The following is a 23710-nucleotide window of genomic DNA, read 5'->3' as shown; positions in this document are numbered from 1 at the left end:
TGGAGGGGATCCAGGACGTTAACGCGGAGTAACCCCCCGCTGAGGGTGTTCTCGGGCCCCCGCCGTGTACGGCGGGGGCCCACTCGCCCGCGCAGAACCGTCAATGCCGGAAGACGTCCTTCGTCTTCTCCTTCGCCTGCCGCGCGTCACCCTTGGCCTGCTCGGCACGGCCCTCGGCCTCCAGCCGCTCATCGCCCACCGCGCGGCCGACCACTTCCTTGGCCTTGCCCTTGGCCTGCTCGCTCTTCGCCTTGGCCTTCTGCTCTTCAGCCACAGCTCTCACTCCAAGCGTGTACGACTTCGGTCCGCCGACCGGGTGACCGCCGGCGCCGTGTCCAAACCCGCCCCGGACGGACACACGCCGTCCCGCGCCGTCGACGACCCGGCTGCATCGCGTCCGCGATCCGGGAAACCCGGCCGGCATGACCGCACACGAACAGCATCACAGGTCTTCCGAGGACGACGTGCGGGTCGTGGAGCGACTCGTGCCCGTGTGGCTGGAGGAGACGCAGCGCCACGACGCCGAGGCCGCTCGCGCGGCACGCGAGGGCTGGCAGCGGGGTTCCCTGCCGGCGGACTCCGCGCAGGATCTGGCCCACTGGGTCACCGCCCGGGTCACCGACACCGGTTTCAACGAGGACGAGGGCCCGGACGTGCGCGGGCCCGCGCGGATCACCCCGGCGGACAAGGAATCCGTCCACCGGTGGCTGGCCGGTCAGGGGCATCCGGTGTGAGGCCCCGTCGGCGCGGCCGCGCGAGCGCCCGTTCCCGGTGTACGGCCTGGCGGCCCGTCAGGGTCGGCCGGGGCGCCGGCGGCCGGGGCGCGCGCCGTGTCCGGGGTCCGGAATCCGGTCGCGGGGCGCGCACCGGCGGGGTCCTCCGCGTCGCCGTACCGGTCGTGCGGGAGGGGTGCCGTCACAGCCGGCGAACGAGGAAAGGGCCCCGCCCCCTGACGTGTCAGGGGGCGGGGCCCTCGATGGAGCGCCGGGCAGGCCTTGCACCTGCATCTCCCCGCAGGAAGCGGGGCGTCTTTCCTTGGACCACCAACGCGCGGCCTGCCACCGGAAGTTCGGCGGCGAGCTCATGATCGAGCTTAGCAGAGTCGCGCCGCGTGCGCTCCGCAGGCCCGGGAGGCCGGTGCGCCCGCCTCCGGTGGAGGCGGGGACGGCCGGTGCGCCCGGGTCGGGCGACGGGGCGCTCCGGCGTCGCGTCGCCGCCCCGCAGGCGGCGACCCGCGAGGGGTCCGTCCTCAGCGGCCGCCGTTCCAGCCGTGGGCGACGTCCACCACGATGCGGTCGTGCAGGGGCAGGACCCGGAAGGGCAGCCGGGCACGGACCCCGAGGCCGACCTGGGTGTCGCCCTCGAAGCTGCCGGCGAACCGGGCGTCCCGGAAGGTGCGGTACCCGGTGAGGTCCACGCCCGGCAGGGGGTGTCCGGCCCGGGCCGGGTACACGGGTGCGCCGGTGTCGGGGTCGTAGGCGGGTGCGGCCACCCGCACCTCCAGGACGGCTCCGCCGGCGACGGGGATGTGGCGCCCCGATCCGTCCTGGTACAGGCGGTCGACGTACCTGACGGAGTAGCCGAGCCCATCGCGGCCCGCGCCGGGGAGGTCGACGACCATGCGGTCGAAGCAGGCGTGGCGGCCGGTCCTGATGTTCGTCACCGGCGTCGCCGTGGCGGTGCCGCCGGTCTTGTCGAGGCTGCCCCAGCCGGTGGGGCAGGCCGTGGCCCGCGCGGTGGCCGCCGGAGCCGCGCCGGCCGGGACCGCCGCCGCCGTGAGCGTGGCGCCCATGAGGACGACCGCCGCGCATACTGTTCTGGTTCTTCCGATTCGTGACATTCTCGCCCCCGAGATGTGCATGGTGTTGGTATCAGGTGAGACGACTGAGTTGGCCGAATGGTTGCGCTCCATCCGGCGAGTCGTCGTGAAAAACACGCAGGACGCGGCCCGGGGGCCGGGGGCCGGGTGGGAGATCCGGGGCCGCGCGGGGCCGACCGGAATCCGTACGCCCCCACCGCGCCGGACCGCCGCCCATGGCACATCCTGGTGGGAGGCGAACGGTGTCCGGTGCGTCCGTACCGGGAGGACGCGAGATGGATGAGGCAGCCGCCGGGCCGGACGGGGCACGGCCGGCCGGTGCCCGGGCCCGGGACGGCGGTGCCGGCCGGGCCGGGGACGCGGCCCGGTTCGAGGACGCCCTGGCGGATCCGCTGATCGCGGCCGTCCGGGCCGCCCGGGGCTACGGCGGACTGGTCTACCTGTGCTCCCGTGACCGGCGCTCGCTCGTCCTGACCGTGGTGACCGGAGTACCGCGGTCGCTGCTCAAGGCGTGGTGGCGGGTGCCGGTGGGCGGTGCCCTGCCCATGGCCGAGGCGTACCGCGCCGGCGAGAGCCTGTGGCTGCCCGACGAGCGGGCGACCATGGTGCGCTTCCCGCAGTTCACCGCCGCGCTGCCGTACTCGTTCGCCTCCGTCCACCAGCCCGTCCGGGTCGGCGGCGAGACCGTGGGCGTGCTGGTCGTGCTCTGGCCGGCCGCGCGGGGACCGGAGGACGGCGAGGCGGCCGGCGCCGCGCTGCGCGCCGCCAGGCGGGACATGGAGGAGCGTCTCGCCCGCCGGCCGGACGCGGCCGCCGGCGCGCCGGGCGTCACGTACGACGCCGAGCCGGTCAGCGTGCGCTTCCCCACGCCGGTCGCGCGCGCCGTCCGGGTCGGACTGATCGAGTGGGACCTGGACAGCGGCCTGTGTTCCGTGGACGACGAGGCGCTCGCCGTGCTCGGCCTGCGCCGGGCGGACTTCGGCGGCGCCCTGGCGGACATCGAGAGCCGGGTGAGCCCCGACGACCTGCACGAACTGCGGGCGAGCCGGCAGGACGCGCTGGCCTCCGGGCAGGTCAGGGCCCGGCACTTCAGGGTGCTGGACGAGTCCGCGCAGGGGGACGAGGTCCGCTACCGTCCCGTCGAACTGTGGGGCCACCTGGTGCGGGGCGGCGCGGGGTCAGAGCACCTGCTGGTGGCCGCGCTCGTCGACGCCGCGGGCGGGGTCACCGCGGCCGAGGCCGCCGAGCGGCTGCCCGACGGACTGTTCTCCCTCGACCAGGACGGCCGGGGCATCTACGCCAACCGCCGCTGCGCGGAACTGCTGGGCTGCGAGCGCGAGCAGCTGCTCGGCCGCTACCCGTGGGACGTGATCACCTGGCTGCGGGATCCGGCGTACGAGGACCGCTACCGGGCGGCCATGCTGTCGCAGGAGCCGGTGTCGTTCCTGGTGCGGCACCCCGCCGACGGCTGGCTCGGTTTCGTGCTCTACCCCGGTGTGCACGGGCTGACCGGCCGCGTCTTCCCGGCCGGCCCGCCCACCGGGGACGAGCCGGTGCGCACGGCCGCCGCCGGTGTCGTCCCCGGTACGGCGGTAGGGGCACCGCCGCCCGAGCCGATCGCCGCTCCTCGCGCGGGAGCGCTGTACCACGTCGTGCAGATGGCCAGCGCGCTCACCGAGGCGGTCACCGTGAAGGACGTGTGCCGGGCCGTGTCGGAGCAGCTGCTGCCCGCGTTCGGCGCCGACCAGCTCGCCCTCTACACCGTCCGCGACGGCCGTATGTACCTGCTGTGGGAATCCGGCTACCCGGAGGGCTTCCTCGTCCCGTTCGAGGGCGTCGGCCTCGACACCCGGCTGCCCGGCGTCCACGCGCTGACGACGCGGCTCCCGCTGTTCTTCGAGTCGCCCGAGGACCTGAGCGGCGCCTACCCGGGCATCGCCCTGGACCGCATGAGCGCCTGGTCGTTCCTGCCGCTGGTCGCCTCCGGCCATCCGGTCGGCTCCTGCATCCTCGGCTGGGGGGCGCGGCACCGGTTCACGCCCGACGAGCGCTCCGCGCTGACCGCGCTGAGCGGGCTGGTCGCCCAGGCGCTGGAGCGGGCCCGGCTGTACGACGCCGAGTCGGCGGTCGCCCGCGGTCTGCAGGAGGGGCTGCTGCCGCACCGGCTGCCCGTCATCGAGGGGCTGCGCACCACGGGCCGCTATCTGCCCGGCACCCAGGGCATGGCCATCGGCGGCGACTGGTACGACGTGATCCGCACCGGCCGCGGGGTGGCCCTGGTCATCGGCGACGTCGAGGGGCACAGCGTCGGCGCCGCCGCCGTCATGGGGCAGTTGCGCAGCGCGGTGCACGCCTTCGCCGCGAGCGAGCGCCCCCCGCAGGAGGTCATCACGCACACCAACCGGCTGCTGGCCGAGCTGGACGCGGACACCTGCGCCACCTGCTGCTACGTGGAGCTGGATCCGGGCAGCGGGCGCGCCCTGGTCGTGCGGGCGGGCCATCCGCCGCCGCTGCTGCGCCACCCGGACGGGCGGGCCGAGACCCTCGATCTCGCGGGCGGCGTCATGCTGGGCGTCCAGCCCGACGCCGTCTACCCCGTCACCGCCCTCACCCTGGAGCCCGGCAGCGTCCTCGTGCTGTACACGGACGGGCTCGTCGAGCACCCCGGCAGTGACATCGAGGCGGGGATCCAGGAGGTCCACCGCTGTCTGGCCCAGACCCCCACCGACTCGGTGGAGCACCTCGCCGACCAGCTGATCAGGGCGGCCCGCCGCACCCCGGACCGGCCGGACGACGTGGCGCTGCTGCTGACGGCGTACGGCCGCCCGCCCGCCGCCGGCCCGCCGGGGGTGCCGCCGTCCGGGTGAGCGCCCGCGCCGGTGCCGCGTCCGGCGGGCGCCGGGCTCCGCCTTCCGGTGCGTGCGCCCCGCACGCGAACGGCGGCAGGACCGCGGTACCGGTCCTGCCGCCGTTCGCGCACCGCCCGGGGCGGTCTCAGCTCACGCCGAACCGCGCCTGACGCGGCGGAGCAGCACGACGCCCGCGATCAGCAGCACGCCGCCCGCGGCGCCCGGCCACAACTGCGCGCCGGTCTCGGCCAGTCCGCCGTTGACCGCCTGCGGCTGGGTCCGCCCGGAGGCGGCCGGGGCCTCGTCGCGGGCGGCCGGTGTCCCGATGGCGGCCGGCGTCCGGCCGGAGCCGCCCGCGGCGTTCGCGCCGCTGCCGTCCGAGTCGCCGGTGTCCCCGCCCGCCGAGGTGCCGCGCGTGGCGGGGGCCGCCGTCCGGGCCTTGGGTTCCGCCGTGCGCGGGGGCGTGGACGAGCCGCCGCCCGCCGCTCCGGCGCTCGGCGTGGCGGCCGGAGGCTCCTCGGTCTCCTCGCCGCCGGTGTCACCCGGCTCCTGTCCGCCCTTCCCGTCCTGCGGGACCTCGGGCGCCTTCGTCGGCTGCTCCTGCGGGGCCTCGGGCGCCTGCGTCGGCTGCTCCTGCGGGGCCTCGGGCGCCTGCGTCGGCTGCTCCTGCGGGGCCTCGGGCGCCTTCGTCGGCTGCTCCTGCGGCTCCTCTCCCGAGCCGGACCCGGAGTCCGCGCCGGCGTCGCACTCGCGGCCCTCGTTGATGCAGCCGACCATCTCCTCCATCAGGTCCTCGTCGAAGACGTTGATGAAGTCGCCGTGGTCCGTGACCGGCTTGTGCAGCTGCTCCGGGAAGGAGTCCACGGCGAACAGCGGTGTCGTCCGGCCGCCGTCGTCCAGGCTCGGCGCGTCGACGTCGTAGACGAGACGCTGCACCAGCTGCGGAATGGGCCGGAAGCCGGCCGGGCAGTTCCCGGCGGCGTCCGCGAACGCCACGTGCGTGCGGTGGTTGGCGCTGTCGATGTTGCGGCCGTCCCAGCAGCTCTGGAACCGGAAGGTGCGCACCACGTCGCTGCCCTGAGGACACAGCGGGTACTTGTCCTTCAGCTGCCGGTCCTCGAAGCCGGTGCAGCTCCAGGAGGCGTTGGCGTTGCCGGGGCCGTTGACGAACGCCTTGGCGTCGCCGGTGATGATGCGCAGCAGCCGCGGCATGGCCGTGACCTTGCCGCGCGGGTTGCCCACGAAGGTCAGCGTGACCTGCTTCGGGGTGACGATCTCTCCGGCGTTGCCCTCGATGCCGCCGCCGGGCGAGTCGGCGTCCTGCTCCCGGGTGCCGTTCTGCAGGCGCAGCACGGGCCAGAAGTAGGAGGACTTGTCGCCCTGGTTCTCGCAGGTGGTCTCGGCGCCCGCCAGGTCCTGGTCGCTGGCGAAGGCGTCGTTGGCCTGGTTGCCGACGTAGTCGTGGAAGTGGTGGGCGCCGTTGCTGACGCCCGGGGCGACGATGACGTTGTCGGAGTTGAACAGGCCGTTCTCGTTCACGCCGCAGCTGGTGGAGAAGGAGCCGCGCGAGGCGTCCCCCGTCCGCTGCGGGCGGGGCACGTTGGGCTGGACGGCGGTGATGTCGGCGTAGTCCGCGGCGACGGGCCCGTTGCCCGCCTGTCCCCCGTTCCCGTCCTGCTGCCCCTGCCCCCCGGCGTCGCCCTGGTCCTCGCCGGCGCCGTCCTGGCCTGCGGGGGTCTGCGCGGCAGTGGTCCGCACGGTGCAGGCCGCGAGGGCCTCCAGCCCTTCCGGGCGGTCCCCCGCCCGGCCGATGGCGGCCGTGATGCGCCCGATGGTCGCGGCCCGCTGTTCCTTCAGCGGCTCGGTGATCGCCTCCTCCGCGCCGCCGGCGTCCTGCCCGCCGGCCCGCGCGGCCTCCCGCAGCTGCTGGTAGGCCCGGGCGATCTGCTCGTCCAGGGCGGCGAGTTCCTTGTCGACCTCGGCCTGCGCCCGGCCCGGAACCGCCGTGAGCCGGGTGCCCACGTCCGGGCAGTCGATGGTGCTCGCTCCCGGCACCCCGCCGCCGGCCTGCCCGGCGGGGTCCCCGTCGCCCTCGGTCGCCGAGGCGTAGACGTTCGCCGCCACCAACCCCCCTCCGCCCAGGATCAGCGCGACCGCGGCAAAGGTCGCGCGCTGTGGACCTCTGGGGCGTCTGCGCGTGTTGCGTCCCAAGGAAGTACTCCTACGTTCGTGGCTGCGGGGCCGGGGGCCGGCATGGAATTCCCCCGCCCCATACGTAGGCGAGTCCCGGGGCGTTCACGCGCCCGGGAAATTCTTCGGGAACTCTCACGGGACGCGGGTGCGCCGCGTCCCGCCCCCGCCGGGCACGGTGCGTCCGGCGGGGGCGGGACCGGTCCCGCTCAGCGGAAGTTGACGTCGCTGCACAGGAAGTACGTCTGGTCCATGTGCGAGGCCTGCCAGATCGTGTAGACGACGTGACGGCCGCTCAGGCCCGAGGTGCTGACCGGGATCGAGTAGTTCTGGCCGGGGGCGTACTTGCCGGTGCGCGCGACCAGTTGGAGGTCGTTCCACGTCAGCGGCTGGGTGGCGGGGTCGAAGCCCTGCCGGGTGACGTAGACGAGGATGTAGTCCGCGCCGTGGCTGGCCTGGTCGTGCAGCCGCACGGTGAAGTTGCTGCCGATGTCCGTGGTCTTCCACGGGCCCACGGCGTCCAGGGAGTTGTAGCGGCCGCTCTCGGTGCGGCCGCCGCTGCACAGCTGCCCGTCGGGGACGGCGGCCTGGAAGTTCCCGCCGGAGCCGTTGCGGTAGAGGCCGTTCCAGTTCCACATGGCGTTGGGGTCGTCCTGCCACGCCTGCCAGCACATGGGGTCCTGCTGGGCCATGGCCGGGTTCTGGAAGTCGCTCCCCCAGCGCTGCCAGCAGCCGTAGTTGCGGGACGCCGGGTCGATGACGGAGCCGTGGGCGCTGGCGGTGCCGCTCCAGGGGATCAGGCACAGCAGTGCGGCGGCCACCGCGCTCAGGACGAGCGTCAGGCGGGACCGGACCCTTAAGACATGATCATGACAAGCCATGATCTCCTTCTTTCGGATGTGGGGGCTTCGGTTCTTCCGTGGGGGGCGAGAGAGGCGTGGGAGCGCTCCCGCAGTGGACAGGCTGCGCCTCGCGCAACACAGCGGCAACATTCGTTTGCGCCACTTCTGCGTTCCGTGGCGCGTTCGATGCGTTCGACGGCGCGCGGAGGCGTCCGGCCGGCACGCGGGGGCGCTCCGGCCGGAGCGCGGCCCCCGGCCGGCGCCTCACAGCCCGTCGAGGTGCGTCGTGGAGCGCCCCAGGTAGGTGACCGGACCACCCTCGGGGACGTCGATCACATGGAAGCCCAGGCGGTCGTAGAAGGCCCTGGCCGGGGTGTTGGCACTCGCCATGCCCAGGTGGACGGCCCGCACTCCCTTGTCCTGGAGGGCCTGCAGGAACGTGCGCACGAGCCGGCGGCCGTGGCCGCGGCCCTGCCACTCGGGCAGCAGGTCGATGTGCAGATGGGCGGGGTAGGCGGACAGTTCCGGGAGGACCATCCGCTCGGGGTGGTGCAGGAGGTGGGCCATCACCTCGTCCCGGGTGCGCGGCGGCCCGGACGGCGCGGGGTAACGCTCCGCCACCCGGGGCAGCCAGGCGGTGCGGAAGGACTCGGCGAAGCGGGCGGTGTCGGCGGTGCCGAGGACGTAGCCGACCGCCCGCCCTCGCCCGTCGTCCAGGACGAACGCCAGGTCCGGCTCCAAACGGGCGTACGGCGCCGCGAAGATGACCGGGAAGATGCCGGGGTCGGCGTAGAAGGGACGGCTGTCCTGGCCGTTGTGGCCGGTGCGGATGCAGATGTCGTCGAGGGCCGGCGCGTCCTCGGCGCGGTACGGGCGGATGAAGGCAGGCGAAGTCACCGGAGTATCGTGCACGGCTTGGGAGCGCTCCCACAAGGGTTTCGAAGTCGTCGGCACTCCGGCCGGTCCGCTCCTTGCCGAATCCCGGCCCAGGAGGCAGGCGCGTGACGGCGTGCACCCGGCGACCGGGAGGCCGCGGGCTCGGCGCGGGGCCCGGCGGCGCCCCGCCGGAGAGGCTCGCGGGCGCCGGTTAGGAAACCGGCCGACGGTTACCCGGCGCCCATGGTGAAGCTGCACATTCCTGGACGAAAAGAACAGCACGACGAGCAGGCCGAGCGGGGGGACGCATCCGAGCCCGGGCCGGGACCCGAGGTGGAGCGGAGGGCGCCGGACACACCGGCGAAGCTGCCGCGAGGGGCGTGGGGCGCGGTGCTGAAAGGCAGCCTGCGGGAATTCAAGGACGACGAACTGACCGACCGGGCCGCCGCGCTGACGTACTACGGCGTCCTCGCGCTGTTCCCGGGACTGCTGGTGCTGGTGTCGCTGCTGGGCATCACCGGCCGGTCCACCACGGACAAGGTGATGGAGAACGTCCAGCAGTTCGCCCCCGGGTCGGCCCGCGACATCCTCACCGGGGCCGTGGAGCAGTTGCAGGGCAACGCCGGCGTCGGCTCGATCATGGCGATCGTCGGCCTGGTGCTGGCGGTGTGGTCGGCCTCCGGCTATGTGGCGGCGTTCATCCGCGCGGCCAACGCCGTGTACGACATGCCCGAGGGGCGCCCGGTGTGGAAGGTCCTGCCGGTGCGGCTCGGGGTGACGGTCGTCCTGATGGTGATCGCGGTGGTCAGCGCGCTGATCGTCGTCTTCACCGGCGGCATCGCCCGCCGGGCGGGCGCCGTGCTCGGCCTCGGCGACACCGCGCTGACGGTGTGGTCGATCGCCAAGTGGCCCGTCCTGGTCGTCCTGGTCATCGCCATGATCGCGATCCTGTACTGGGCCAGCCCGAACGCCAAGGTCAAGGGCCTGCGGTGGATCACCCCGGGCAGCTTCCTGGCCCTGCTGATCTGGATGATCGCCTCCGCCGGGTTCGCGTTCTACGTCGCCAATTTCGCCTCCTACAACAAGACCTACGGCACCATGGCCGGCGTCATCGTCTTCCTGGTCTGGCTGTGGATCACCAACCTGGCGATCCTGCTGGGCCTGGAGTTCGACGCCGAGACGACGCGGCAGCGGGCGATCGCCGGCGGCCATCCGCCCGAGGCCGAGCCGTACACCCAGCCGCGCGACACCCGGAAGTGGGACGAGGAGGACCGGCGACGGCTGGACGACGCCTGATCCGGTCCCGCCCCCAGGGGCGGGGCGGGCGCGCCGGTTCAGTCCGTCAGGCCGGCCGCGAGCGTCGCGCCCAGTTCCCGGCACCGTTCGAGGTCGGCCCCGCCGGGTTCGCCGGTGACCGTCACGGCCTTCGCCGCGCGGCGCCAGCCGAGGCCGGTCGTGATCGACTCGACGGCGCGCACGGCGCCCGTGACGTCGTTCCCGCCGTGCACCCAGTAGCCGAAGGGCCTGCCCCGGGTGGCGTCCAGGCAGGGGTAGTAGACCTGGTCGAAGAAGTGCTTGAGGGCGCCGGACACGTACCCGAGGTTCGCCGGGGTGCCGAGGAGGTAACCGTCGGCGTCGAGCACGTCGGAGGCCGTGGCGGACAGCGCCGGCCGCCGTACCACCCGCACGCCCTCGATCTCCGGAGCCGTGGCGCCGGAGACCACGGCCTCGAAAAGGGCCTGGCAGTGGGGGGACGGCGTGTGGTGCACGATCAGCAAGGTGGACACGGCCCGACCTTGCCGTCCCGGGCCCGGCCGCCGCAAGCGGCACCGCCTCCGGCGGCCCGAAAGGACCCGGCGCCCCCGTGCGCCCCGTTGTGGGCGCCGGAAGGGCGATGCGAGGATGCCCGGCATCGGGACGTGGACGAGGGGGACCGCCGTGATGGACGGGACGGATGGAACGGACGTGACGGGCGGGATGGACGAGACGGGCGGGGCGGGCCGGGAGGACCGGCTGCGGGCCGCCGCGGTGTTCGACGCCCTCGGAGCCCGGTACGAGGAGGCGTTCGCCGGTTCGCAGGAGCACCGGGCGGCGCTGGAGTGGCTGCTGGAGCGGCTGCGGCCCGGCAGCCGGGTGCTGGACGTGGGAAGCGGAACGGGACGGCCCACGGCCGCCGTGCTCGCCGCGGCCGGCCACGACGTGCTGGGCGTCGACTTCTCCCCCGTCATGGTCGAACTCGCCACCCGCCGGGTGCCCGGCGCCACCTTCCGCTGCGCCGACATCCGCGAGGTACCGCTGGAGGACGGCTCGTACGACGCGGTCTGCGTGTTCTTCTCCCTGCTGCAGATGTCCCGCGCGCAGCAGTCCGGCCTCGTGCGGCGGCTGGCGCGGGCCCTGCGCCCGGGTGGTCACCTCGTCCTGGCGACCGTGCCCGTCGACGTGGAGGACGTCGAGGCGGTCTTCATGGGACAGCCCGTGCGGGTCACCAGTTTCGCCGCCGAGGACGTCGTCGCCCTGGTGCGGGAGGCGGGCCTGACCGTCCTGTCCCGGCGGGACGTGATGTTCACCCCCGCGCTGCCCGAGGCCGCGCCCGAGCCCCACCTCTTCGTGTACTGCCGGCGATCACCATGACTGACCGGCGCCTGAGCAGGTACCCGTCAACCACGGTCCGTACCGGCAGAGGAAAGCGAGGTACTGCGATGTCGCAGGTCGAGGAATCGATCGAGGTCCGCGTCCCGGTCCGCACGGCTTACGACCAGTGGACCCAGTTCGAGTCGTTCCCCGAGTTCATGGACGGTGTGGAGCGCATCGAGCAGCGCACCGACACCCTCACGCACTGGGTCACGAACGTCGACGGCGTGCGCCGGGAGTTCGACGCGGAGATCACCGAGCAGATTCCCGACGAACGGGTCGCCTGGACCACGGTGAACGGTGAGGCCCGGCAGGCCGGTGCCGTCACCTTCCACCGCATCCAGGACGACACCACGAAGATCATGCTGCAGATGGACTTCGATCCCAGCGGTGTCACCGAGACCGTCGCCGACAAGCTCGGCTTCGTCAAGCGGCAGGTCAGCGGTGATCTGAGGCGGTTCAAGGAGTTCATCGAGGCCCGCGGCACGCAGACGGGGGCCTGGCGCGGCCAGGTCTGATCCGGCTGCGTTCCACGGACGGCGGCCGTCCCGGGGAGTCCCCGGGACGGCCGCCGTCCGTGCAGGGCCGGACGATGCGGGGCCGGGCGTCTCCCCCGCCCTCGTGGTTCGCCTGGTCCGCGCCCGCCGGGGCCTGTCGCCGGACTCCCGTCGTCCGCCCGGGGGGGGGCGGGGCAGGCGGGAGTCCGGCGACAGGGCCTACACCACCGGCCGGGCGATGCCGCTGTGCAGCGTCCCGCCTGCCTGGCGGCCGAGGTCGCCCAGGCGCAGGGCCAGCCGCGTCGTGCCGGCGTAGAGCCGCCGTACCGGCTGGAGGTGTTCCAGCCGCGGGGCCAGGGCCGACAGGACGATGGCCAGGGCCACGCCCGTCCAGGCGCCGGGGCCGAGCGGGGTGCAGCCGAAGAAGTGGCTGACGCCGGGGGTCTGGACGAGGGCGGCGAGCACCAGGGCGGAGCCCAGGGCGGTCGCCCACACCAGCGGGCTGTGGCGGCGGCCGGAGAGGGTCTGCACGAGCTGGGCGCCGACCACGCCGCACAGCGCCATGGTCGTCGAACGGCGCTCGGTGCCGGGTGTGAACCGGCCGATCAGGTACGCCGCCACCGCGCCCAGACACGTCGTCACCCCCCGGCGCCGGATCGCGCGCAGCAGGGGCGCGCCGAGCACGTCGAGCCCCATCGGGCCGCTCTGGGCGCGCTGCGCCGTCGACGGGTCGTCGCTCGGGGTCACCGCCACCGCCATCGCCGGGAACATGTCGGTGAGCAGGTTGACCAGCAGCAGCTGACGGGTCGACAGCGGCGAGGCGCCGGCCAGCAGGGTGCCGAGCACGCTGAAGCCGACCTCGCCGGCGTTGCCGCCGATGAGGATGCTCACCGCGTCGGCGACGCTGCGCCACAGGGCCCGGCCCTCGACGACCGCGTCCACCAGCACGGACAGGTCACCGGTGGTGAGCACCAGGTCGGCGGCGTTGCGGGCGGCCGCCGAGCCGCGGGCCTCCACGCCGACGCCGACGTCGGCGGCGCGGATGGCGGCGGCGTCGTTCGCGCCGTCGCCGGCCATCGCCACGACCCGGCCGGCCTTCTGCAGGGCCTCCACGACGTGCAGCTTCTGCTCGGGGGCGACCCGGGCGACGACGCCGGCGCCGTGCAGGGTGCGGGCGCGGTCGCGGCGGCCCATGGCGACCAGTTCGTCGCCGGTGACGACCTCGGTCTCCTCCGGCCAGCCCAGTTGCAGGGCGATCGCCCGCGCGGTCTCCGGGTGGTCGCCGGTGAGCATGACGGGCGCGATGCCGGAGCGGCGCAGTTCGGCGAGCAGGGCGTGCGAGGTCTCGCGCGGGACGTCCGCCAGCGCGATCAGCCCGCGGAACTCCAGGTCGGCGAGCGGCGCGTCGAGTTCGGCCTCGGCGTCGTCGGCGCGGCAGGGCCGCTGGGCGACGGCGAGGACCCGCAGCCCCTGCCCGGCCAGCTCGTGGGCGGTGTCGGAGGCGTCGTCGGGCAGGTCCCGGCAGGCGGGCAGGACCGTCTCCGGGGCGCCCTTGACGACCAGGAGGTCGCCCAGGCCGCCGTCGCGGCCGATCGCGGCGGCGTAGCCGCGGCTGGCCTCGAAGGGCAGTTCGCCGGTGGGCGCCCAGGCCTCGTCGGGCGGGGCGACGGCGAGGACCGCCTCGTCGGTGGCGTGCGCGATCTTGCGGCCCTGCTCCGTCTCCTCCTGCGGGCAGGCCCGCGCGGCCAGGCGCAGGACCGGCACGGCGGGCTCGTCGTCCGGTGCGTGGACGACGCGGTCGACGGTGGCCACGCGGACCAGGCGCAGCTTGTTCTCGGTGAGCGTGCCGGTCTTGTCGAAGCAGACGGTGTCGACCCGGCCGAGCGCCTCCAGGGTGCGCGGGGTGCGGACCAGGACGCCGCGCCGGGACAGCCGGCGGGCGGCCGCCATCTGCGCGACGGTCGCGACCAGCGGCAGCCCTTCGGGCACCGCGGCGACGGCCACCGCGACACCGCCGCTGACGGCGCGCCGCACCGGGCTGCCGCGCAGCAGGGACAGTGCGGTCACCAGCGCACCGCCGGTGAAGGTCACCGGCAGGGCCTTGCGGGTCAGTTCCTGCAGCCGTGCCTGCACGCCGGCGGGCGGCGGGGTGCGCGCGGCGAGCGTGACGGCGCGGCCCGCCTCGGTCTGTTCGCCGGTGTCCACCACGAGCGCGGTGGCCCGCCCGGCGACGACGGTCGTCCCCTCGAACACCATGCAGGCGCGCTGCGCCACCGGCGCGCCCGGGGTCGCCTCGACCCCCTTGGTCACCGGCAGGGACTCTCCGGTGAGGGCGGACTCGTCGACCTCCAGCCCGTCCACCTCCAGCAGCCGGGCGTCGGCGGGGACGACGTCGCCGGCGCCGAGGCTGATCTCGTCGCCGGGCCGCAGCCGGGCCGCGTCGACGGTGACGGTGCGGTGCTCGGAGTCCTGCCTGCGCGCCTTGGGCTGCTGCCGGGCGGCCAGCCGGGCCAGCGCCTGCTCCGCGCGCAGCCGCTGCAGGCCGCCCGTGACGGCGTTGAGGTCCATGGCGCCGAAGACGAGCAGCGCGTCGACGAGCGAACCGAGCAGCGCCGAGGCGACCGCGCCCGTGGCCAGGACCGGTGTGAGGGGATCGTCCAGTTCACGGCGGACGGCGCCGGCCGCCTGCCACGTCCAGCGGGCGGGGGCGGCGGCGGGGTTGCGGGCGAGCCGCGCCGCGTGCCGGCGCGAGCGGTCGGCGAGCAGGGCGAGTCCCTGGGGCTCGCCGTCGGAGCGGCCGCGGCTGAGCCGCCCGCGGGCCTCGTCGGGTTCCAGCGCGTGCCAGGGGATGTGCAGCCGGGGCGGGGGCGGCGTGGCGCGGGCCACGCGGGCGGCCTCGGTCCAGCCGGTGAACAGGGCGGCCGCGGTGGCGGCGTTGACCGGGGCCTGCCTGCTCAGGGGCGGCCATCCGCGGGGGGTGGGCGGCCGGCCGCCGCGGGCCACCATGAGCCCCGACAGGGCGGCGCCGGCACGTGCCAGGGTCTGCGACCGGCGGCCGACCCGGCGGGCCGCCGGGATCGCCGTCAGCAGGCGCCACACGTCGGCCAGGCCGCCGGTGGCCAGCACGTCCGCGTCCCAGACGACCGCGGCGCGCGGGTCGGTGAGGGCGATGGCCACATCGCCGGCGGACAGCCCGGCCGCCACGTCGGCGTCGCCCGCACGGTCGATGCGGGCGACGGTGAGCACGCAGCGCCCGTCGTCCCGCAGGGCCCGTACGACGTCGCCGAGTGGCTGCCCGGGCGGGGCGGCCTCGTCGGCCAGCCGGGTGATGTCCTTCAGGTCGGGGCCGCCTGCGATCACCACGTGCAGGCCGGCCCTGCGGGCCGCGTCCAGGACGGCTTCGGCGAAGGGGTGGAGGGGGTCGTCCGGGGCGCGGCGGTCCGCCGCGTCCGGCCGGTTGCGCAGGGCGTCGGCGTGCAGGACGAGGCAGTCGGCGATCTCCAGCTGCCTCAGGCGTTCGGTGCTGCGCACCAGGACGCCGGAGCGGGCGAGGAAGGTGCCGAGGGCCGCGCCGAAGGCGGCCGGGCCGTACCGGGCGGCCTTGGGGGATCCGGCCAGGACGGCTTCGGCCGCTTCGTTCGGGTCGTGCGTGACCAGGAGGGCGGCGGCGGCGCCGGCGATGCTGCCGGTGGTCGCGTGGGCCGCGTACTCGTTGGCCGGGGTGACCCGCAGCGGGGGCCGGGTGTACGACGGGCGGGGCAGGCTGGTGCGGTCCCGGAGGCAGAGGTCGTCGTGCAGTGCCTCGAAGACGGCGGCCCGGGCGACCGCCTCGGTCAGCTGGATCCCGCGCAGCAGCGCGTCGAGGGCCGGCGACATCGGGGCCTGTCCCGCCCCGTGCACGGCGGCGTTGGCCGCGGCGAGGACGAGTTCCTTTCCGGTGCGGCCGAGCCGGTGCCGGAGGAACACGCCGAAGCGGGGGTTCTCGCGCAGCAGCATGACCGCGGCGGTGACCGTCCGCGGGGACGGCGGCAGCCGCATCGACCGGCCGGCCAGGGCGCCGGCCGCTCCGGCGGCGTCCAGCAGCAGCGCGGCCGCGGCGATGCGCACCTCGCGGGGGCTGCCCGGGTGGACGGCCTCCGCCTCGTCGTCGTCCGGTTCGGTGTCCTCGGCCAGGCCGAGGCGGGTGGCGAGTTCGGTGGCCCGCTCGGTGACGCGGTCGGCCGCCTCGGCCTCCACGGCGGTCACCACGAGACGGGACAGTCCCTCGTCCCAGTAGGCCGTCAGCACCTCGGGATGGTCGAGGAGTTCGGCGGCCACCTCGCGGGCGAGGACGGCCACGTCGCCGCCGGGACGCCGCAGCGCCAGGTGGAGGCGGTGCCCGGCCCGCCAGCGGGTGTCGCCGGACAGGGCGTTGCGGGCGACGTGCCGGATCCGGCGTGTCGTGTCGTAGGCGGACGTCACGCCCTGGGCGGTGGTGCGGGCGGCGCCTGCGGCCGCCCCTGCCACGGCCCCGGCCAGCGGGGCCACGTCGAAGCGTGTGAGCATCTCCTGTCGTCCCGACTCAGCTGCTGTGACGGTCGTCGTCGGCGGGCCGACCGTCGTGCCCGTGCCCGTGGGCCTGTTCCGGGCCCGGCCGCCCGGGGGGTGTGTCGTGGTGGGACGTCGCCTCCGCGACCTGTTTCAGCGCCGACGCGGTCCGGGTGTCACCGACCCTGGCGGGCTGTTCGTGGACGTGGGGCTCGGGCTCGTCGTGCCGTCGGCGGCTGGAGGCGAGTTTGTCGCCGGCGCCGTACCAGGACGGCTCGGCGGCCCCGGGGGCGTCCTGCGCCGTACCGGCGCCGGTTCCGGCCGGGCCGCCGCTCCGGGCGGTGGCGGGCCACGTGGCGTCGTCCGGTGAGCCGGTCGGCGTCCGCTGCCCGGGGCGGGGCTGGGTCAGCCAGGCGACGGCCGCGCCGGTCACGGCCACCGGCCACTCCACCACTCCGGCGACGCCGAGCAGCCCGGCGCCGGCGTAGACGGCCATCCGCCGGCCGCGCGGGGAGACCGCTCCGATCCGGTCCAGGGCGTTGTCGGCCATCTTGCCCACCTGCCCCGCTCCGGGCACGTGCCGCAGGCCGGAGGCGACCGCTCGCAGGGGCTGGGGGAGATCCGACGGACGTTCCTTCACCTGGTTCATGCCGACCTCCACGAGCGCACACCTAGGGACATTAGCCACTTTCCCCGCTATATGTCCCATATTCAGCCTTTTCGCAGCCAAGCGCTTGTCCTGCTCCGGCACCCGGCGGCAAGGCGGCCGGTGCGGGACGTGCCTCGGCCCGCCCGCGCATCCGGTCGTCCGGGGCGCGCAGGACGTCACCGGGGTCGGCGTCGCCGAAGCGCCCGGGGGCGTGGCCGGCGCCGGACCGGGGCGAGGCCGGGACCGACCGGACCGGGCGCGTGCCGGGGCCGTGGACGCGCGGTCCGCCCTCCTTCACGGCTGCGACGACCGGGCCGCGGCCCGGGGCGGCGGCGTTGCGCCGGACGGCGGGGGCGGCGGCGCCGGCGCTGCCGCCCCCGCCGTCGGAGAGGCGGGCGTCCCGGCCCGGGGCGGTACGGCCGGGGGCGTCCCGCCGACGGAGACGGCCAGGACGGCGGGCAGCGGGGCGAGGGCGACGGCACCGGTGCGGCGCGGGCCGTGTCCGGTCACGCGGGGACTCCTCGAGTCGGTGACATGCCAAAGCATCAGGTGATCCCGGTGGAGTCGTCGTACACCCCGGGAGCCGCGGCGCAGAAGGACGGGTGCCGCGCGGGCGGACATCCGGCGCGGCGCCCGCCGGCACGGCGCGCGGCACGGAAGGCGGACGGCCGCAACCGCTCAGTGTCGGGGCGGGCGCGCCGGGTACTCAGAGCACGCACACCGGCCGTCCCGGGCACGGACGCCGACGGAAAGAAGCCGAAGACGATGGAGGGGTCATGACGCAGAACGGCGACGATACGACGCTTGCCCGGCAGCTGGGAGTTCCCGACCTGCGCCTGGCTCCCGAGAAACCGGGCCACGTACCGCCGCACGATCCGCGACTGCAGGAGCCGGAGCAGTTCCTGCCCCGCGACCGCAACCAGGCGATCCTCGAGGCGGCCAAGCAGATCGGCGCCCTGCTCAAGCACGAGGGGCACCTCTTCGCGCTGGCCGGGAGCGTCGCCGCCTACGCGCACGGCGGCGAGAAGAACCTGCAGCACGACGTCGACTTCTGCGTCCGGCCCGAGGACGCGGAGGCGGTGGCCGCCACACTGCGCGGGGCCGGCCTGACCGTCTACGCCCCGCCGGAGGACTGGCTGCTGAAGGCCACCTGCTTCGGCCAGGACGTCGACATCATCTTCGAACTGGCGCACCGGCCGGTCACCACGGAGATGCTGGACCGGGCGGAGGAGCTCTCGGTGGAGTCGGTGCGCATGCCGGTGCTGGCACCCACCGACCTGCTGTGGAGCCTGCTCGCCGCCTTCTCCGAGCACCACTGCGACTTCGGCGCGGTCCTGCCCATCGCGCGCGCCCTGCGCGAGAAGGTCGACTGGGAACAGGTGCGGAGCGACTGCGGGGACGAACCCATGCCCGCCGCCTTCTTCTTCCTGCTGGAGCGCCTGAACGTCATCGCCCCGCAGAAGGAGCAGCCATGAGCAACGACCGCTCACGTCACGCGGGCGGCACCGCGGCGGCCCAGAGCCTGGACTACCGCGTCGCCCATCTGCAGGACCGCCTCGCGGCCGGGGACCTCGGTGAGCTGGGTGTGCGGATCGAGGTCCGCGGCGAGGCGGTGCTGATCACCGGCACCGTTCCCTCGGCGCCGTGCCGCGAGGAGGTACTGCGCGTCGTCCGGGACGAGCTGGCCGGACACCCGGTGCACTGCGACCTCGTGGTCACCGAGACGTCCTGCCCCGACCACGCGGAGGAACTCGCATGATCCGGATCGCCGCCGTCGGAGACATCCACATGGGCCCGGACAGCCAGGGCCTGCTCCGTCCCGCGTTCGAAACCCTGCCCGAGTGCGCCGACATCCTGCTGCTGGCCGGGGACCTCACCCGGCACGGCACGCCCGAGGAGGCCCGGGTGGTGGCCGGGGAGATCCGGGACCTGGCGGTGCCCGTGGTGGCCGTCCTCGGCAACCACGACCACCACGACGACCGGCCGGACGAGGTGACGGCCATCCTCCAGGACGCCGGGGCCCAGGTCCTGGAGGGGCGGGGAACGGTCGTGCGCAGCGGGGACGCGCGGATCGGCGTGGCCGGCACCAAGGGGTTCGGCGGCGGTTTCATCGGCCGCAGCGCCGGGGAGTTCGGCGAGCCGGTGATGAAGGAGTTCGTCCGTCACTCGCGGCACTGCGCCGACGCCCTGCGCGAGGCGCTGGAGCAGCTGGACGCGGAGGGCTGCGACGCGCGGATCGCCCTCACCCACTACGCCCCCGTCCCCGAGACGCTGGCCGGGGAGCCCCTGGAGATCTATCCGTTCCTGGGCAGTTACCTGCTGGCCGAGGCGATCGACACGGCCGGCGCCGACCTCGCGGTGCACGGGCACGCGCACGCCGGCACGGAGCACGGCATGACCAGCGGCGGCGTGCGGGTGCGCAACGTCGCCCAGCCGGTCATCGGCCGCGCCTTCCACGTCTACCACCTGCCGGTGCGCGAGCGCGTGGCGACCGGCGCCCCCTCCGGAGCGGCCACCGACTGAGACCGCCCCGCCTCCCCCTCCCCCTCCTGAGCCGCCGGCACCTGGCCGGCGGCTCCCCCGCGTTCCGCCCCCCTCCCCGCCGGCCACGCGAACAGGCGCACACGTACCGCCTCCGGTGTGACCACTGCGCGAAGCACGCCCATTTCGGCCATTTCGTCTGCTTAGCATGCAGACTCCGCGCTCCGCGGGCCCGTGTCGTGCGCCGCGGCACGGCCGCCGGGGCGCGGACCGCGCCTGCCGGCCGTGGCTCGCCGCCGGCCTGCGCGGGGGCGACCGCCCGGGGGCGACCGGCTCGTCGTGCCGTTCGCCCGTCGACCCGTCCCGCCGAACGAGAGGACACCGGATGGCGCTGACGGGCCGTCACCGGCCATCCGCCGGGCACGCCTTCTCCCCGTACGACGCCGTGCTGCGCGCCGCCGCCCCCCGCCTGGCCCGCCGCCGCCTCCTGACCGTCACCGCGGCGGCGGCCGCGCTCGCCTTCTCCACCCATCTGCCGGCCCGTGGCGCGGCCGCCGCTCCGGAGCTGGAGGCGGCACGGATCCCCGACGACCCGTTCACCCTCGGTGTCGCCTCCGGGGACCCCCTGCCGGAGTCGGTGGTGCTCTGGACCCGGCTCGCCCCGGAACCGTTCGAGGCGGACGGCGGCCTGGGCCGGCGCCGGGTCCTCGTCCGGTGGGAGGTGGCCCTGGACGAGGGGTTCGCCGTGGTCGTGCGGCGGGGCGCCGCCTTGGCCCACCCCGAGTACGGCCACAGCGTCCACGTCGACGTCGAGGGACTCTCCCCGGGCAGCGAGTACTACTACCGGTTCCGGGCCGGCGGCCACATCAGCCCCACCGGGCGCACCCGCACCGCGCCCGCCGAGGGCGCCCCCACCGCGGGCCTGCGGCTCGCCGCCGTCGCCTGCCAGGCCTACCAGGACGGTCACTACACCGTGCACGGGCATCTCGCGCAGGAGGACGTCGACCTGGTCCTCCACCTGGGCGACTACCTGTACGAGTACCCCGTGGACTCGGCGGGCGGGCAGCGCGGGTACCCCGACGGCACCCTGCCCGGCGTGTTCGACCGGGAGCCGCTGACGCTGGCCGACTACCGGCTGCGCTACGCGCTCTACAAGAGCGACCCGGACCTGCGCGCCGCCCACGCCGCCCACCCCTTCGTCGTCACCTGGGACGACCACGAGGTGGAGAACGACTACGCCGGCGCCCGCGACGAGAACGGCAGTCCGCCCGAGCAGTTCCTGCTGCGGCGGGCCGCCGCCTACCGCGCCTGCTGGGAGAACCAGCCGCTGCGCTCCGGGCAGATGCCGCAGGGCCCGGACGCCCTGCTGTACCGCCGGCTGCACTGGGGCTCGCTCGCCCAGTTCGACATCCTCGACACCCGCCAGTACCGCTCCGACCAGGCCTACGACGGCCGGCCGCACGCGCCCGGACCCGAGTCGGACGACCCGGCGCGCACCCTCACCGGGGCGGAGCAGGAACGCTGGCTGCTCGACGGCTGGCGGGCCTCCGAGGCGCTGTGGAACGTGATGCCCCAGCAGGTGTGCTTCGCCCAGCGCAAGTTCGGCCCGGCCGCGCAGGCGAGGGTGTCGATGGACGCCTGGGACGGCTACCGCGCCTCACGCGACCGGATCGTCGCGGGGGCGAAGGCGGCCGGCATCGACAACTGGGTGATCCTCACCGGTGACGTCCACGTCGGCTGCGCCTTCGACATCAAGGACGACTTCGACGACCCGCGGTCGAGGACCCTGGGCACGGAGCTCACCTGCACCTCCGTCGCCAGCGGCGGGGACGGCACCGACCGGCCGCCCGACTGGGACGCGTACATGAGGGCCAACCCGCACATGAAGTTCTACAACGGCCGCCGCGGCTACGTCCGGGTCGAACTGGGGCGCGAGGCGGCCCGGGCCGACTTCCGGACCGTCGCGGCCGTCACGACGCCCGGTGCCCCCGTCACCACGGCCGCGTCCTTCGTCACCGAGGCGGGGTCGCCCGGCCTGAAGCCCGTGTGACACGCGTGTGACGCCCGCCCCGGTGACCGCCGGCGGGGCGTGCCACCGGTGCCTGCTGACGCATCGGGCACCGGACGCGTGGGCGCCCGCCGGTACGCCGGCCCTGCGGCAGCGCCTGTGACCCATGGAGAACAGGAACACGACAAATAGCGCAAGGGCAACGGAAACCGCTCCGCCCGGATCCAAGACATCCCGGACCCGGCCGGAGAAGGCGCCCCCTCGTTAGGGGCACCACGGGCCGGGCACCCGGGCGCAAAGACACGACCCGTCCGACGAGAAAGGCGCGTCATGCGGTACGACGAGTTTCTCGCACAGGTCAGGGACCGCGGCGAGTACGCGGACCAGGAGGAGGCCGCGAAGGTCTCCGAGGCGGTCCTGGGGGTCCTCGCCGGGCGCATCATCCCCGCGGAGGCCAAGGATCTGGCCGCCCAGCTCCCCGCGCCACTGGACGCGAAGGTGACGGCCGCGGCGGGCGAACGGCCCGAGTCCTACGGGGTGGAGGAGTTCTGCCGGCGGGTGGCCGAGCGCGCCGGAGGTCACGAGCGCACGGCGCAGTGGGACGCGGGCGCGGTGCTGACGACCGTGGCCGACCTGGTCTCCCCCGGTGAGCTGGACCAGCTCCTCGGCCAGCTGCCCGCCGACTACGCGGTCCTGTTCGGCAGGAGCGGCCCCACCGGCTGAGCCGGCCGACGACGACAGGCCGGTCCCGGGCGGGATCCCCCCGCCCGGGACCGGCCTGTGACCGCTGCGCGCCGCGACCGCTCAGTGCCGCGCCACGACCCGCAGCGTCCGTACCGAGGAGTCGGCGGCGTCCGGGATGAGCATGCCGTGCTCCACTCCGCTGCGCAGGTAGTCGAGCACCTCGTCGGTGATCACCTCGCCGGGCGCCACCACGGGCACGCCCGGCGGATACGGACTGATCATCTCGGCGGAGATCCGTCCCGCCGCGCGCTCGGCGGGCACGTGCTCGACCGGCGCGAAGAAGGCGTCGCGGGGCAGCATGGCCTGCTCCAGTTCGAGCGCCGAGGGGTCGGGCAGGTGGACCGGCGGGCGCCGTTCGATGGAGTCCGCGTGGTCCACGAGCGCGCGCAGGGCGTCCACCAGGACCTCCTCGGTCGTGTCGTCGTCGGCGTGGGTGATGGAGGCGCTGACGCGGCAGGTGTCCGATCCGCCGAGGTCCACGTGCCGGTGGGTCCGCAGCCATTCGGCCGCCTGCATCCCGCTGATGCCGAGCCCGCGTACGTCGATCACGAGCTTGAGCGGGTCGAAGGCGGCGGCGAACCCCTCGTCGACGACCTCCCGGCCCATCGGCTTCAGGCCCGGCATGCCGGCCACCTCCGCGCGGATCCGTTCGGCGCGGCGCAGCGCGGCGTCCAGCAGTTCGTGCCCCTGCTCGACCATCTGGCGGCGCCAGCCGTCCAGGGTGGCGTACACCAGGCTGGAGGCGCTGGTGGTGCCGAGCAGGTCCTCGCGCTGCTTGAGGGCCTCGGGCGAGATCCGGTCGAACTGCAGGTGGAAGACGGAACTCTGTTCGACGGCGCTGCCCATCTTGTGGACGCTGGTGACCACCAGGTCGGCGTCGGCGTCCATGCCCCAGGCGGGCAGCCCGGGGTGGAAGGGCAGGTGGGCGCCCCAGGCCTCGTCGACGATGACGGGCACGTCGAACTCGTGGCACACCCGGGCCACTCCCCCGATGTCCGCGCAGGTCCCCCAGTCGGTGGGCGTGATCAGCAGCATGCCCTTGGCGTCCGGGTGCTCCTCCAGGCGCTTGCGCACGTCGTCGGGCTCCGGCGGGTGGGCGAGGTGCCGTTCGGCGTCGAACTTGGGGTGCACCCAGATCGGTTCGACGCCGTTGACGACGACGGCCGCGATCACGGCCTTGTGGGCGTTGCGCGACAGCAGCAGTTTCTCGCCGGGGCCGGCCGCCGCCAGCATGGCGGTCTTCACCGACAGGGAGCTGCCGCAGGTGGAGAAGAACGCGTGCTCGGCGCCGACCGCGTCCGCCATCAGCTCCTGCGCCTGGCCGAGCACGCCCTGCGACTGGCGGCGGTCGTCCAGCCCGTTGAGGGACAGCACGTCGGAGCGGAACACGTCCGCTCCGACGATCTCCGCCACCCGCGGGTCCACCCCGCGGCCCTGCTTGTGGCCCGGCGGGCCGTAGGCGATGTCACCGCGGCGCCGGAACTCCTCCAACGCCTCCAGCACGGGCACGCGTGAATGGTCCATCGTCCCTCCCGAACCGGCTCCGGCCCCTGTTCGCGGCCTCGTCGAGCACACCGGTCGTGTTGCACCGGAACGC

Annotated in this window: 19 protein-coding genes; 10 read left to right on the top strand and 9 right to left on the bottom strand. The window is 74.9% G+C overall.

All coding sequences use genetic code 11. From position 1 onward, the window contains the following. Nucleotides 1-100: 100 nt before the first annotated feature. A complete protein-coding gene (locus AB0L29_RS31480; RefSeq protein ID WP_365832034.1) occupies nucleotides 101-274 on the bottom strand; it encodes a CsbD family protein in 174 nt (57 codons plus the stop codon). Between the two features lie 148 nt (nucleotides 275-422). On the opposite strand from AB0L29_RS31480, the gene AB0L29_RS31475 reads away from it, so the two are divergent. Beyond that, complete coding sequence (locus tag AB0L29_RS31475) at nucleotides 423-734, top strand: hypothetical protein (protein WP_365832032.1); 312 nt, start codon at nucleotides 423-425, stop codon at nucleotides 732-734. A 515-nt stretch (nucleotides 735-1249) separates the two neighbouring features. On the opposite strand, the gene AB0L29_RS31470 is transcribed toward AB0L29_RS31475, so the two are convergent. After that, nucleotides 1250-1792, bottom strand: coding sequence for a hypothetical protein (locus AB0L29_RS31470; RefSeq protein WP_365832030.1), 543 nt, complete (start codon nucleotides 1790-1792; stop codon nucleotides 1250-1252). A 302-nt stretch (nucleotides 1793-2094) separates the two neighbouring features. Between AB0L29_RS31470 and AB0L29_RS31465 the strand changes: the two genes are divergently transcribed. Then, on the top strand, nucleotides 2095-4686 hold the full coding sequence (locus AB0L29_RS31465; RefSeq protein WP_365832028.1) for a SpoIIE family protein phosphatase: 2592 nt from the start codon (nucleotides 2095-2097) through the stop codon (nucleotides 4684-4686). Between the two features lie 132 nt (nucleotides 4687-4818). On the opposite strand, the gene AB0L29_RS31460 is transcribed toward AB0L29_RS31465, so the two are convergent. The 3 genes from AB0L29_RS31460 to AB0L29_RS31450 all read right to left on the bottom strand — a co-directional run bounded on the left by AB0L29_RS31460 (nucleotide 4819) and on the right by AB0L29_RS31450 (nucleotide 8597). Next, complete coding sequence (locus AB0L29_RS31460) at nucleotides 4819-6792, bottom strand: DUF1996 domain-containing protein (protein WP_365832026.1); 1974 nt, start codon at nucleotides 6790-6792, stop codon at nucleotides 4819-4821. A 275-nt stretch (nucleotides 6793-7067) separates the two neighbouring features. Then, on the bottom strand, nucleotides 7068-7739 hold the full coding sequence (locus AB0L29_RS31455) for a lytic polysaccharide monooxygenase auxiliary activity family 9 protein (RefSeq protein ID WP_365832024.1): 672 nt from the start codon (nucleotides 7737-7739) through the stop codon (nucleotides 7068-7070). A gap of 225 nt (nucleotides 7740-7964) precedes the next feature. Continuing rightward, nucleotides 7965-8597 (bottom strand): GNAT family N-acetyltransferase, encoded by a 633-nt coding sequence (locus AB0L29_RS31450; RefSeq protein ID WP_365832022.1) that lies wholly within the window; start codon nucleotides 8595-8597, stop codon nucleotides 7965-7967. Between the two features lie 222 nt (nucleotides 8598-8819). Between AB0L29_RS31450 and AB0L29_RS31445 the strand changes: the two genes are divergently transcribed. Continuing rightward, nucleotides 8820-9872 (top strand): YihY/virulence factor BrkB family protein, encoded by a 1053-nt coding sequence (locus AB0L29_RS31445; protein WP_365832020.1) that lies wholly within the window; start codon nucleotides 8820-8822, stop codon nucleotides 9870-9872. Between the two features lie 38 nt (nucleotides 9873-9910). Here the strand turns inward: AB0L29_RS31445 and AB0L29_RS31440 are convergent, their stop codons facing one another. Continuing rightward, nucleotides 9911-10363, bottom strand: coding sequence for an NAD(P)H-dependent oxidoreductase (locus AB0L29_RS31440; protein ID WP_365832018.1), 453 nt, complete (start codon nucleotides 10361-10363; stop codon nucleotides 9911-9913). 190 nt (nucleotides 10364-10553) lie between these two features. Here AB0L29_RS31440 and AB0L29_RS31435 point away from each other — a divergent pair, with 190 nt between their 5' ends. Together AB0L29_RS31435 and AB0L29_RS31430 are read left to right on the top strand one after the other, a co-directional pair. Then, nucleotides 10554-11207 carry a class I SAM-dependent methyltransferase gene (locus AB0L29_RS31435; protein ID WP_365832040.1) on the top strand — a complete coding sequence of 218 codons (654 nt, stop codon included), beginning with the start codon at nucleotides 10554-10556 and terminating at the stop codon, nucleotides 11205-11207. A 68-nt stretch (nucleotides 11208-11275) separates the two neighbouring features. Then, complete coding sequence (locus AB0L29_RS31430) at nucleotides 11276-11725, top strand: SRPBCC family protein (protein ID WP_365832016.1); 450 nt, start codon at nucleotides 11276-11278, stop codon at nucleotides 11723-11725. Between the two features lie 198 nt (nucleotides 11726-11923). Here the strand turns inward: AB0L29_RS31430 and AB0L29_RS31425 are convergent, their stop codons facing one another. Together AB0L29_RS31425 and AB0L29_RS31420 are read right to left on the bottom strand one after the other, a co-directional pair. Further along, on the bottom strand, nucleotides 11924-16249 hold the full coding sequence (locus tag AB0L29_RS31425) for a cation-translocating P-type ATPase (RefSeq protein WP_365832014.1): 4326 nt from the start codon (nucleotides 16247-16249) through the stop codon (nucleotides 11924-11926). Between the two features lie 16 nt (nucleotides 16250-16265). Further along, nucleotides 16266-16880 (bottom strand): hypothetical protein, encoded by a 615-nt coding sequence (locus tag AB0L29_RS31420; RefSeq protein WP_365832009.1) that lies wholly within the window; start codon nucleotides 16878-16880, stop codon nucleotides 16266-16268. Between the two features lie 776 nt (nucleotides 16881-17656). Here AB0L29_RS31420 and AB0L29_RS31415 point away from each other — a divergent pair. From AB0L29_RS31415 to AB0L29_RS31395, 5 genes are all read left to right on the top strand, one after another. After that, nucleotides 17657-18355 carry a nucleotidyltransferase family protein gene (locus tag AB0L29_RS31415; protein WP_365832007.1) on the top strand — a complete coding sequence of 233 codons (699 nt, stop codon included), beginning with the start codon at nucleotides 17657-17659 and terminating at the stop codon, nucleotides 18353-18355. Beyond that, nucleotides 18352-18639 (top strand): BON domain-containing protein, encoded by a 288-nt coding sequence (locus tag AB0L29_RS31410; RefSeq protein ID WP_365832005.1) that lies wholly within the window; start codon nucleotides 18352-18354, stop codon nucleotides 18637-18639. Before AB0L29_RS31415 ends, AB0L29_RS31410 begins: the two co-directional genes overlap by 4 nt. Then, a complete protein-coding gene (locus AB0L29_RS31405; RefSeq protein WP_365832003.1) occupies nucleotides 18636-19403 on the top strand; it encodes a metallophosphoesterase in 768 nt (255 codons plus the stop codon). Before AB0L29_RS31410 ends, AB0L29_RS31405 begins: the two co-directional genes overlap by 4 nt. 343 nt (nucleotides 19404-19746) lie before the next feature. Further along, nucleotides 19747-21411: an alkaline phosphatase D family protein gene (locus tag AB0L29_RS31400; RefSeq protein ID WP_365832001.1), complete on the top strand. Its 1665-nt coding sequence runs from the start codon at nucleotides 19747-19749 to the stop codon at nucleotides 21409-21411. A 288-nt stretch (nucleotides 21412-21699) separates the two neighbouring features. After that, entirely contained in the window at nucleotides 21700-22092 is a 393-nt protein-coding gene (locus AB0L29_RS31395) for a DUF2267 domain-containing protein (protein ID WP_365831999.1), read from the top strand. A gap of 81 nt (nucleotides 22093-22173) precedes the next feature. Here the strand turns inward: AB0L29_RS31395 and AB0L29_RS31390 are convergent, their stop codons facing one another. Next, the gene (locus tag AB0L29_RS31390) at nucleotides 22174-23637 is read right to left on the bottom strand and encodes an ornithine decarboxylase (protein WP_365831997.1); all 1464 of its coding nucleotides are present in this window, start codon (nucleotides 23635-23637) and stop codon (nucleotides 22174-22176) included. Nucleotides 23638-23710 lie beyond the last annotated feature (73 nt).

It is taken from the genome of Streptomyces sp. NPDC052701 (genome assembly GCF_040678355.1).
Taxonomy (GTDB): Bacteria; Actinomycetota; Actinomycetes; order Streptomycetales; family Streptomycetaceae; genus Streptomyces.
The sequence above is the reverse complement of the archived record's forward strand: the minus strand, read 5'-3'. Positions and strand labels throughout refer to the sequence as shown.